Annotated in this window: 14 protein-coding genes; 13 read left to right on the forward strand and 1 reads right to left on the reverse strand. The window is 36.4% G+C overall.

Features of this window, described 5'->3' with window-relative positions; genetic code table 11:
• The first annotated feature begins 1,061 nt into the window (after positions 1-1,061).
• The 8 genes from ACYVM0_RS26655 (at position 1,062) to ACYVM0_RS26690 (ending at position 7,133) form a co-directional block, all read left to right on the forward strand.
• Positions 1,062-1,616 carry an NIF family HAD-type phosphatase gene (locus tag ACYVM0_RS26655; RefSeq protein ID WP_460562491.1) on the forward strand — a complete coding sequence of 185 codons (555 nt, stop codon included), beginning with the start codon at positions 1,062-1,064 and terminating at the stop codon, positions 1,614-1,616.
• A gap of 244 nt (positions 1,617-1,860) precedes the next feature.
• The gene (locus tag ACYVM0_RS26660) at positions 1,861-2,112 is read left to right on the forward strand and encodes a hypothetical protein (RefSeq protein WP_460562493.1); all 252 of its coding nucleotides are present in this window, start codon (positions 1,861-1,863) and stop codon (positions 2,110-2,112) included.
• Positions 2,113-2,445, forward strand: coding sequence for a hypothetical protein (locus ACYVM0_RS26665; protein ID WP_460562495.1), 333 nt, complete (start codon positions 2,113-2,115; stop codon positions 2,443-2,445).
• 269 nt (positions 2,446-2,714) lie between these two features.
• A complete protein-coding gene (locus tag ACYVM0_RS26670) occupies positions 2,715-3,860 on the forward strand; it encodes a WG repeat-containing protein (RefSeq protein ID WP_460562497.1) in 1,146 nt (381 codons plus the stop codon).
• 240 nt (positions 3,861-4,100) lie between these two features.
• Positions 4,101-4,562: a hypothetical protein gene (locus ACYVM0_RS26675; RefSeq protein WP_460562499.1), complete on the forward strand. Its 462-nt coding sequence runs from the start codon at positions 4,101-4,103 to the stop codon at positions 4,560-4,562.
• Between the two features lie 313 nt (positions 4,563-4,875).
• The gene (locus ACYVM0_RS26680; protein WP_460562501.1) at positions 4,876-5,376 is read left to right on the forward strand and encodes a hypothetical protein; all 501 of its coding nucleotides are present in this window, start codon (positions 4,876-4,878) and stop codon (positions 5,374-5,376) included.
• Positions 5,377-5,590: 214 nt separating this feature from the next.
• On the forward strand, positions 5,591-6,256 hold the full coding sequence (locus tag ACYVM0_RS26685; RefSeq protein WP_460562503.1) for a DUF6896 domain-containing protein: 666 nt from the start codon (positions 5,591-5,593) through the stop codon (positions 6,254-6,256).
• Positions 6,257-6,515: 259 nt separating this feature from the next.
• Complete coding sequence (locus ACYVM0_RS26690) at positions 6,516-7,133, forward strand: hypothetical protein (RefSeq protein ID WP_460562505.1); 618 nt, start codon at positions 6,516-6,518, stop codon at positions 7,131-7,133.
• A 61-nt stretch (positions 7,134-7,194) separates the two neighbouring features.
• On the opposite strand, the gene ACYVM0_RS26695 is transcribed toward ACYVM0_RS26690, so the two are convergent.
• A complete protein-coding gene (locus ACYVM0_RS26695; protein ID WP_460562507.1) occupies positions 7,195-7,389 on the reverse strand; it encodes a hypothetical protein in 195 nt (64 codons plus the stop codon).
• A 10-nt stretch (positions 7,390-7,399) separates the two neighbouring features.
• Between ACYVM0_RS26695 and ACYVM0_RS26700 the strand changes: the two genes are divergently transcribed.
• The 5 genes from ACYVM0_RS26700 to ACYVM0_RS26720 all read left to right on the forward strand — a co-directional run bounded on the left by ACYVM0_RS26700 (position 7,400) and on the right by ACYVM0_RS26720 (position 11,490).
• A complete protein-coding gene (locus ACYVM0_RS26700; RefSeq protein ID WP_460562508.1) occupies positions 7,400-8,011 on the forward strand; it encodes a hypothetical protein in 612 nt (203 codons plus the stop codon).
• Between the two features lie 226 nt (positions 8,012-8,237).
• A complete protein-coding gene (locus ACYVM0_RS26705; protein WP_460562510.1) occupies positions 8,238-9,017 on the forward strand; it encodes a hypothetical protein in 780 nt (259 codons plus the stop codon).
• A gap of 225 nt (positions 9,018-9,242) precedes the next feature.
• A complete protein-coding gene (locus tag ACYVM0_RS26710) occupies positions 9,243-9,728 on the forward strand; it encodes a hypothetical protein (protein ID WP_460562511.1) in 486 nt (161 codons plus the stop codon).
• Between the two features lie 160 nt (positions 9,729-9,888).
• A complete protein-coding gene (locus ACYVM0_RS26715; protein ID WP_460562513.1) occupies positions 9,889-10,662 on the forward strand; it encodes a hypothetical protein in 774 nt (257 codons plus the stop codon).
• Positions 10,663-10,881: 219 nt separating this feature from the next.
• Positions 10,882-11,490 carry a hypothetical protein gene (locus ACYVM0_RS26720; protein WP_460562515.1) on the forward strand — a complete coding sequence of 203 codons (609 nt, stop codon included), beginning with the start codon at positions 10,882-10,884 and terminating at the stop codon, positions 11,488-11,490.
• The last annotated feature ends 195 nt before the right edge of the window (positions 11,491-11,685 follow it).

Genomic DNA, 11,685 nt, shown 5'->3' on the forward strand with positions numbered 1-11,685 from the left:
GACTGATGATTAAACTAAGAATAACCTCTGACATTGTTAATGACAAGTATGAAACAATTTATTCAGACTCATTCAAAGTATTTTCATTGCCTGACTAAAAGCAGCAGCCAACATATGGTTTGGCATTGTTGGGGCTTGACGAATATTGCCTCGGCATTTGTTTGTTCCGGGCTGAACAAACATTGCTGAGCAGTTACACGCAACTTCAAGTTTTAATTATAAATTCAACTTCGGTTCCGGGCGGACAGTTAGAAAATCCCCAACTTCGCTAAGCCCCGGAGCGTTGGCTGCAATTAAACAGACCCTATATACAACAATGAACTTTTACCGACTATATTTTTTCAGCTTGACACTTCTAATGTTTTTAGTTGTGACAGGTTGCAAGTCGACGAAACCGTTTTCTTGTATTTGGTATAATCCGTTAGACTATGCCTACGATAGCTTGACTACACACAAGAAATATAAGGACATTGAAATCTGCGGTTCGACTTACAAAAACAAAGACAACGGAGCATTATTCCAGGACATTCGCAGACTAACATTAAATTGCGACTCAACATTTACATGGAAACACATTTCATGTATCAGCAAGGACAGTTCTTTTGGACGGTGGACATTATTAAACAACACAGGTTATTTAAAAACCAGCGACAAGTTAAAAAGGAAAATAATTAAGCAAAACAAACAAGACTTAGGAGAAATGTTTGGCGACTATATTGACCTTACGAATACGTCTTTGACATTTAGTGATTCATTTGTTGTATGGCAAAGAAGTACAACATGGACAGACACATTATACAGACGATAACTGCAGCCAACATCCGGTTTGCTACAAGGCTGGCAGGACATTGGAGCAATGGTCATTTTAACGCTGTTGTGCTTCATCTGGGCAGGACCAACATTGTTGGGCTTTTGTTTGTTAACTTGTACTTTTATATCTTTAACCTGCCTGCCGGCAGGCAGGTCAGCAGCGGTTCCGGGCGGACAAGCAATGAATTCCAGCCCTGCAGCAAGCCCTGCCCGTTATGTGCTACCTATACAACCAGTTTACCTATTGACAGATGGACGAAATTTCAGACAAGCTTTTGATTCTTGATTTAGATGAAACTCTAATTCATGCCAGTAGAAATAAGTTAGACATTTCCGAAGATTTTCAATTTGACAAATACTTCGTTCATAAACGTCCATACCTTGATCAGTTTCTAATTGATATTTCAAAACACTACAGAATTGGAATATGGAGTTCGGCGGATGATTTGTACGTGAGTGAGATTATCAATAAAATAAAACCCGACACAGTTCAATTTGAAATCATTTGGGGGCGTAGTAAATGTTCAATAAAGCGAGATAATACTTTTGACACTTTCAACTTTGAGAAAAGGTTGGACAAATTGAAAAAGAAAGGCTTTAAACTTGAGGGAATAATAATAGTGGATGATTCCCCAGAAAAATCCAGAACAAATTATGGCAATGCTGTTTACATTAAGGAGTTCACTGGAGACAAATCCGATGAAGAACTTAAGCACCTTTACGAATATCTAATTTCGTTAAAACATGTTGAAAATATTCGTGCTGTTGAGAAACGGGGTTGGAGGTTCAAAAAAGGCAGCACATAACATGGGGTTTTATGCAAGTTGGGCTTGACAAGCTTAGCTTCAACAAATTGCAAAACCGGTCATTGGTTCGGGCTGGACATACATTGTTGAGCTTTTGTAATTAACTTCATCAAAATATTTTCAATCAGCAGCGGCCCGGGCAGACGGAATTCTAATTCCCAACCTGCATAAAGCCCCGGACGTTGTGGGCAATTATACCGAAGTCTCTAATTTTAAAGTAGCTCGACAATAACTATTTACAGAAATGACAGAATATGAAGGACAAATAAAAGAGTTATCAAAACTTATTAAATCTTGGAATTTAATTGACGTTTCATCGTATAAAGAATTTGACAAATTTTCTCAAAAACTTTTAGACAGACTTTACGAAGGACATAGCTCGTTAAAAATTAAAGGGATTATTGAGAGTGAATTATGCATAACCTATGGATTTTTTAGTTGGGACTTCGACTCTGATTTTTTAACAAAACAAATATTACTTTGGTGGGACAAATAAATGGATACAGCCATCGTTACAAATATTGAAACTGAACTTTTTTATTCAATCATAAAACAATTGACAAAAACAAGTTGGAAAATTACCATTGAATATTCAAGTAACATTTTCGACAAAGGAATTGACTTTGACTTTTATCAATTAGAAAAAGAAAGCGAAACAATCCAAATGGCTTGGACGAATTGGTTTGAAGGAGAAATAAAAGCACAAAGAAAAATCATCCAACTTATTGAAAAGGACTTTAATGTTAGTTTTAAGATTGGAGAAGGTGAACATTTGGCCAATGAAAATTTAATTGATGAAATGAAAGAGTTATTGGACTTCAAAAAATAACTGCCCACAACATGGGTATTGCTAGCAAGCGGGGCATGACATTGAAACTTCAGCAGTTTGCATCGCTGTACTTTGGTTCGGGCAGGACGTTAATCACTAGGCTTTCGTTCATAACCTCAACAAAATATTTTCAATCAGCAGTTGTTCCGGGCAGGACATTATAAAATATCCCGCCCGCAGCAATACCTGGCCGTAAGCTGCCATTATATTGACACCCTAAAATAATTCGAGCATTGCGACATACAATCATTTCTATACTCTGCTTTTTTTTGACACAGATTTCATTTGGACAGACAAAGGATATTTGGGTTCGTTATTATGACACAACTACTGAATTGTCGGGTTACAAAGATTTAAAAGGAAACATCAAAATCCCAGCAAAGTATGACAACTTCACACGGGCAGATACATTCTACAATATTATCGCCGTAACCGAAAAAATTGACAGTTCATACAAATCATACTATTTGCTAAAAGACGGCAGAAAGGTTGGACAAGACAGCGTTTTTATGTTTGACTTTACTTATGATTGCGAAAGTGAAGGGAAAATATTATTCAAAGACAACAAGAAAGACAGAGTTGGCTTTTTTGACAAAAATGGAATTGCTATAATTCCAGCAATTTATAACGCAGCTTCGCCATTTCGCAATGGACTTGCCATTGCACTTAAAAATGCCAAACGAAGTTGTTGGGGCGAAAATGAGGACACTTTAAATTGTGAGCATTTAAGTTGGAGCGGTGGTGAAACAGTTTTAATAAACGACAAAAACGAAATTCTTGTTGACAGTTTAAAGGGATACCTAAGTAACATAAATTGGTATTCATTAAAAATAGATGACCCAAATATTGATACAAGTATTTGGGTAAGCTTGCAAGGTAAAAGTGAAAAAGTCTATTCATTCGTTAACTATGAAAAGGAATTTACAAAATGGTTTTATTCAAAATTTCTACTTGCTCTAAACTCATATAGTAAGGACAAACTTAAAGAGCTACTCTTTTCTGAAGTTACGTTTTGGACAAATAAAAATGGTTGGACAAGCTTAAACAATAACAAGTTTCTCAATGCCTTCCCAACCTCAATAACAAAAGAAAGATTTAAAGAAAACAATTTTAAAAAGTTATCAATAAGTGACGAAGACCTCAATTCATTAATTTTTGAAGACAAGCTCTATAAAGGCTTCTACGATGCCTGCGGTTCACACAACAACGAGAAATATCCAGTATTTGACGTTATGTTGACTTACTACAAAAAGCGGACAAAAGAATTGAATATACCACCGCCGCTAGGAAGTAAATCAGAGAAATGGGAACTCTCAGACTTTGACAAAAAATATGAAATTGACTACCAGGAACATTTTGAATTTATAAGGACGGAGGAAGGTTACAAACTTTTAAGTGTGTCTTTGAAGCATTGAGCGGAGAATAACGGCAGCTTACATTGGTATTGCTGCAAGTGGGGCTGGACGTTGAAACTTCGGCTGTTTGCATCGCTGTACTTTAGTTCGGGCAGACGAATATCTATTTGGCTTTTTGTTGTTAACTTCAACTTTATATTTTCAATTGGGCAGCGGTTCCGGCTTGACGTTATAAAATATCCCACCTGCAGCAATACCTGCTCGTTGTGCGTCACTTTAAACAGACCTTACTCTCCGACTATGGATTGGCAAATACTTAAAGACAAAATTTATAACAGGGACGGTTCTTATCGTGACATTTATGTTCATAACACAACCAAAGAAGATTGGCAAATTTGGGCAGACTTTGTGAACAAGAACTATAAGACATCATTTCACATTTATGACACAGAAGTAAAAAAAGATAAGGTTGACCTAACAAAAATATTTGACTACTGGAACGGGACTCAAGAGAATTGCTCTAGTGCAACTGTTTTTATTGATAACATTCAAGTTAATGCCCATTTTTTTATAGCCGAAGAAATTGAAAACGACATAACGCCAAATGAAATCAACTCAATGGACGACCATAATAATTTGATGAACTATATGATAAATCTTTCAAAAGTTCTCAATAAAACGGTTGTGTTGACACCCGAAAATGAAGCTGACTTAGTTTTAATTTCAGTTGACAAAGATGAAATTAAAATCAATCTTTCTTAACCATTTTCCGAAGACAAGAATGAATTTTGTCGGTGGACAAAAAGCGAACGCACAACATTGGGTTTGCTGCAAGGCTAGCTGGACATTGGAGCAATGGTCATTTTATCGCTGTTGTGCTTCATCTGGGCTGGACGTATCCCGATAGCTATCGGGATTGGGCTTTTGTTTGTTAAGCTGTACTTTTATATCTTTAACCTGCCTGCCGGCAGGCAGGTCAGCAGCGGTTCCGGGCGGACAAGCAATGAATTCCAGCCCTGCAGCAAGCCCTGCCCGTTGGCAGCAATTTGAACCCTCACTACATTAATAATCCTTTGTGAAACGAAAGATATTTATATCAGTCACAGTAATGTTAGGTGTATATTATGCAGTGACCTATACTTCTGAAAAGAAAAAATATATCATTCTCAATGAAATAATCAAAGATGATAGTCTTTATTTCTTTAAGGTTTGTAAGCAAACGAACAGAGTTTCTATTTTCGAAAGTAATACTAGTGAGTTTAGCTTGTTTGACAAGCTTTATATTTTTACACAAAAGTTACTACAGCCACAGCAAATAAAGGAAGATAAAATAGAATATTATACACTTAGGCCTGAGACAAAACATTCAGCAAGAATTGTTGACAGTTGTGATAGAAAGTTTGATTTTGTTTATAAAATTTCACTTCCAATTGTTTCGTCCGACAATAAGGTGGCAATGATTAACATTAATGAAGATTGCAACTGTGGACTAGGGGGATATTGGGGAACATTTGTATTTCGGAAGGAAAATGGTAAGTGGAAATTAGTTAAAACTTATAACTACATCATTAGCTAAACTGCTGCCAACAAAAGTATTGCCAAAAGCGGGGCAGACGGAAGATCAATCAACAGTAAATCGCTATTGTACATTATCCGGGCTTGACGGAATTCTACTCATCAATTAGTTGTTAACTTCAACTTTTTAAATCATTAATCAGCTGCAGTTCCGGTCGGACACAGCAACAAATATCCCGCCTTCGGCAATACTCGGTCGTTGTAGGCAATTTTAAATGACAGACAATTTCATTATACAGCAAGGACAGAAGTTACCGAATAGAGAAGAATTGCTTAATATTTTTCAAACGTACAAACAGGTGACTATTCACTATGCAGACTTACCAAATGACTATATTTTCAATCTAACATATTCGCTTCCTGACAAGGTAATTTATGACAGAAAATGGGACACGACTATTTTTATTTCATCTTCTATTCACAACGACCAAATTCTTCAAAAGAGGTTTGAACTATTTGAATGTGCCAAGGCTTTTAGACAGGATGGAAACAATCTTATGAGCCTTATGGCAAACAAATTTGGAATTGACTTAGAAACTTTAGATGGTTTACAAGAATTAAAACATAAGAAGAGTGTAAAGCAACGAGGAAAACTTAATGACGATTGGAATTATTATCTGCACGGAGCAGAATGTCAGTTTGAGAATGTAAAAAGTAATCAAGTAGTTGAGGTTATCGTTGTGACTAAACCAGAGTTTGGGTACTTAGACTGTTACTTTTTTTACAACTATATGGCGACAACAGAGCGGTTTAAGAACCTAGCTGCTTTTTTCAACAATGACTATCACAATATTTGTAAAGCAATTGACCTTTTAGTATTTGAGGGAATTTTGACGAGAGTTAACGACTTATTGATTCAACGAAATGTCATTGCATTATGACCCGACAAAACTGCCTACAACATTGGGTTTTATGCAAGTTGGGCATGACCAGCAAACATCAACTAATTGCAAATCCAGACTGTGGTTCGGGCTGGACAAACAACTTTCAACTTTAGTTCTTAAATTCAACTTTATATTCCTGCCTGCCGGCAGGCAGGTTCAATCAGCAGCGGTTGTGGGCAGACGGAATACTAATTCCCAACCTGCATAAAGCCCTGCCCGTTGTACGTCACCTTAAAGAAGCATCCGTTTCATAATTATGTTTAGACAGAAAATATCAATAACGCAACTTCGACATTTTCTTACGACAATTGTTTTTCTATTTGTTTCAGGACATTTATTTTCACAGACCGGCAAAACCACCAAGGCTAACCCCGGAAGACAAAGTGATACACTGAAAGCATCTGGGATCTATAAAGCACAAGTTTATTTTTCAGGCAATGGTTTACCTTACGTAAAATCTTATATCAGTCATAGCTCAGACCTCAGCCTACTTATGAAAAATATTGATAGCGCAAGCAATGGTGCTGTTGTAACCTTTGACTATTTAACATTCTACGATGGTAATGGCGTGGCAACTAAAATTGAGAAAATACCTTACAACTTTAATAGAGGGCAAGACACAGTTAAATTGAAAAGTAAAGCCGTTCAAGAAGTTGACAAACTAAGAGAATTGAATTTTGTTTCAGGGACTATATATTTTGCTGGCTTTGGTTTTAACAATGTAGCATCAGTAAAAGCACAAGACAAGGCGACACTTAACAAATATTATGACCGTAGTGGGCCAGGTACAACCATAACCATAGACAAATGCATTTACAAAAATGCTGACGGTAAACTATCAAGTCCTTTAAGCAAATCATTAAAATTGGAGTAAAGTCGAACGTACAACATTGGGTTTGCTGCAAGGCTGGCTGGACATTGGAGCAATGGTCATTTTATCGCTGTTGTGCTTCATCTGGGCTGGACGTATCCCGATAGCTATCGGGATTGGGCTTTTGTTTGTTAACCTGTACTTTTATATCTTTAACCTGCCGGCAGGCAGGCAGGTCAGCAGCGGTTCCGGGCAGACGAGCAATGAATTCCAGCCCTGCAGCAAGCCCTGCCCGTTGGGCGTAAGTTTGACAGACCATAAAATTCCAGATGTCTTTTATAATACAAAGAAGTTTTAATCCTGACTATAAAAGTCTTTTGACACGCCCCCGTGTTTCTCACAAAGTGAGTGAATATGTGTTTGACTTTATCAATGAAAACTTGTTAAAGCCCTCAAAAGTTTTACAAAGTGATAAATATGTTTATAAACTGACTTTTTCTTTTTCATTTTCTATTCCAAAGAGAACGTTTCCTTATACAAGTCCATTCGCTACTGACACAAGACTCTATTTTTCGCAGAAAGGTTTTCGGACATTTGAAAAAATTGAGAAATGGGCGACAATGAAGGTTATCGCTGATGATATTGACCAAACAATTCAACCATTTGAGTATTCAACTGTAATTTTCAAAATGTTTGGTGACTTTTTATTATCTAATTACAAAAAGTTTGACAAGGCGACACTGGACGCATTGCTTCACAAACTGGACAAACAATACATTGAGAGTTTTACATTTCCTGCAAGTTTTGAGGAACAGGAATATACATTAGACCACATAGAATACCCAATTGCACCTCTTGAATTTGGATATGACTGGGCTGGTTTAGATAAAATGGTGACAATTAACCCAAGAGTTGAATATTTGAAGCATTATCCATTTTGAAAAACCTACGCCCAACAGTAGTATTTGCAAAAGCAGGGCTGGACAATGAAACATCAGCTATGTGCAATCATCGGCAGCAGTTCGGGCTCGACGTTCAATGTTCAGCTTTAGTTCTTAACTTCAACAACGTATTTTCAAATGGGTATTTGTACCAGGCTGGACAATCAATGAATTTCCTGCCTTCGCAAATACTCGAACGTTAGCAGCAAATTTTCAGCACCCTTCTATGTTCGGATTTTCTAAAATAAAAAGGCCTAATACGTGTCCCATTTCGGAGGACAATAGAATTTGGTTAGAGAAATCTTTTCTTTTATTGTTAGAATTCTTCGGCAAAGCAGAAACACAACAAAGAAAAATTCTTATACCACATCATTCTTGTTTTCCAATTAAGTATAATGGAAATGAAAAAACAGCTTTTGATACTTTAAAGATCGTAGCATCTCAAATGGAAGTTCCTATTGATGAAATTCAATTAGACTTTTACGATGAAAACGTAAAAGAAATTTCAACAGGAAGTCCATTTGGACAAGGAATGTTTTTAAAATCGGAAAAAGACAACAAAGATTCAGCAGGACTTTATTGGGGAAAGAACGAAAGCGGCAAATATGACATTTCCTTAGTTCGTAGTAAACTTAAACAACCTGAAAACATGGTTGCCACTTTGGCTCATGAAATTGCACACATTAAATTATTAGGCGAAAATCGTATTGACAAAAACGATGAAAAATTAACAGACCTAACTACTGTATTTTTCGGACTGGGAATATTTAACGCAAATGCGGCCTTTCAAACTTATAGAGGCATTGATTACAGCGGTTGGCGAAAGATGGGATACTTGACGCAAATGGAATGGGGCTATGCACATTCCTTGCTTGCATATATTCGAGGTGAGAAAAGCCCTGATTGGATAAATCATTTGACACTTAACATAAAGGGTGATTTTATTCAAGGGCAAAACTTTATTGAGGCTAACCCCCAAAAAATATTTCAAACTTCGGTAGACTAAACCTGCTGCTAACATTGGGTTTTATGCAAGTTGGGCATGACCAGCAAACATCAGCCAATTACAAATCCAGGCTTCAGCTCGGGCTCGACGAATAAATTTCAGATTTAGTTCTTAACTTCAGCTACATATTTTCAATAGGCAGCGGTTCCGGGCAGACGGAATACTGTTTCCCAACCTACATAAAGCCCTGCCCGTTGGCTGCAACTTTAAAACCGACCGCTAACTATGACAATCATTTCATTGAAGGACTTTATTTTGACAGGATTTTTTGGACAAATTTCATTAGAAATGACGAAAAGTGAAGTCATTGAATATTTGGGACATCCAAATGAAATAGCCAACTTTGGAGCAGGGATAAGCGGACTTTTTTACAATGGGTTTGAGCTATTTTTTGGGACTGACAACGAGAAAATTTTTGCAATTCAGAATGACAATCTAGACGAATTATTAACTAAAAAAACGAAGTATAAACTTAACGACAAAATAACTGTGGACACTTCATTTTTGCAATTCGGACAAACTTTGACATACAAAAATTTGATAGAGTATTTGACGAAAGAAAACATTAAATTTGACACAGTTGACAAAGGAGAATATGACGAAATTAAATTTTCGAGTGGAGTAACATTTGACTTTGAAAACGAAGAACCAACTCAACAAAAAATTGACAGAAATAATTTGAAACTGAACGGAATTAGATACTCTGAATAAAAAGCTGCAGCCAACAAGGGTATTGCGTCAGGCGGGCTTAAGTGCAAAATTTGAGCGGCAGTTTCTCAATTGAACTTTAGTAATAATATCAGCTTTTGTGCTTCGATTTCCCGCCCGAACGCAAAGCCCAAAACCGTTAGCTGCCATTTGCCCAAAGAGTATGAAAGAGTTAGATATGTTGAAACTATTTGCAATTGTTTTTCTTTTTGTTGTTAATAATTCTTGCATGGACAACTCAATTAAGAAAAGCCCAAATATTTATAAAGTCAAACTTGCTTTTGAACAAGATTTTTATAACGAATCTCGTATTGACACGGTAGAATTTTCAAAACCAAAAATAGCCGACTCGACTAAATATAACAACGAACTTACAAACTACGTAGGAAACCAGTTTTTTAAAGTAGAAGAAGGAGAACTTAAAATTACAGCGGTATCAATGTTTGAGAGAAATTATTCAAAGACTATAAATATAAATTCTGACACAACAATTATTTTCAATAAAAATGATTTTCCAGTTGTGTTTAAGGAAACAGAAACTTGGGATGAAGAATTGAATTTAAAACCAATAGACACTATTGTAATTTATTCCTTCAATGGAAGTTGCGTTACAACTGACGAGTTTGCCTCGGTTCGGAAAATTTCTTGTTTTAAAAATGACACAGATTATTTAGTGAAATTTTCAAATTTGCCAAGAGGTTCTGCCAATGACAAATTAGCTTACCAAACAAAAAAGACAAACTCAGAATTTACAAATATTTTGAATGAATTTTATGCAGAAGCAAAAAAAGCAAAGGAAAAGAAACAAGAAATTATCAGTACAAGCAATGCTTTTATGTATATAAGAATTAACAATAAAATTTATCAAGTAACTGATCCTACTTTCTCAATTGGAAAACTTTATGACACTCTAATTGCAAAGATAAACGGCAGCTAACATCGGGTTTGGCAAAATGGGGGCTGACGGAATCCGTGTTTCAGCATTTGTAACGCTGTTGTGCTTCATATCGGGCGGACGAATAACTATTTAGCTAAGTACAAATCATCAGCAATAAATTATAAATTGGGCTTGGGTTGGCCGGGCGGACAAAGCAACTATTCCCCCACTTCGCCAAGCCCCGCTCGTTGTGCGTTACTTTAAACAGACATTCCGTTTATGTTAGGACTCTTCAAAAAGAAATTACCAGAGTGCGATACTTTATTTGAAAAGTTTTTTACTCCTTGGTATCAAGAAAACGACGCACCTAAAATGACCAGACCAGATATGTATCAAATTGCTGCTTACAACGGTGTGCCACTTGACTTCGAGGAAATGCAATATTTGGATAAAGAGGACTTAAAAGATAAGAAGAACTTTATTAATGAAACAATGGTTCAAGCTGCCTTGGGAGACTTTCAAAACATAATAAAATCTGACAAACTTGACTTTAATGTTTTAGATGCTGTAGACAAATACTATGACCGAGCAAAAATTGCAGCTTTAATAAAAGAAAGCGACCCTGCAGATTTTTCAAATCCATATGTCGTTACAGTTTGTGAGTTTGGTGTTATGCTTGGACATTTGTTTAATCAAATAGATGGATTTGATTGGCTTTATTCTCATCCATACTTTCATTCAACTATTGTGCATAAAAACACAGGTTTTGGTATAACTGTGTTCGATTGGGCGATAAAAAAATTTAGTGAGTATGGTGTTGACGATGGTTATGTTGCAAAATTCCACGCCGCTTTAGACGGAGTAAATGGAAAGTTTGAGGACAACTAGGAATAAAAGCTAACGCACAACATTCGGTTTGCTGCAAGGCTGGCTGGACATTGGAGCAATGGGCATTTTATTGTCTCGTCCTGAAATAGGTTGACTACAAAATCAACCAAAATGGAACTCAAAGACCAGATCATTCAAGAGTATTTAAACACCGGTTGTGGTTACCGTAAACTACAGGCCAAGTATGGCATTAGC

It is taken from the genome of Ferruginibacter profundus, from assembly GCF_054783275.1.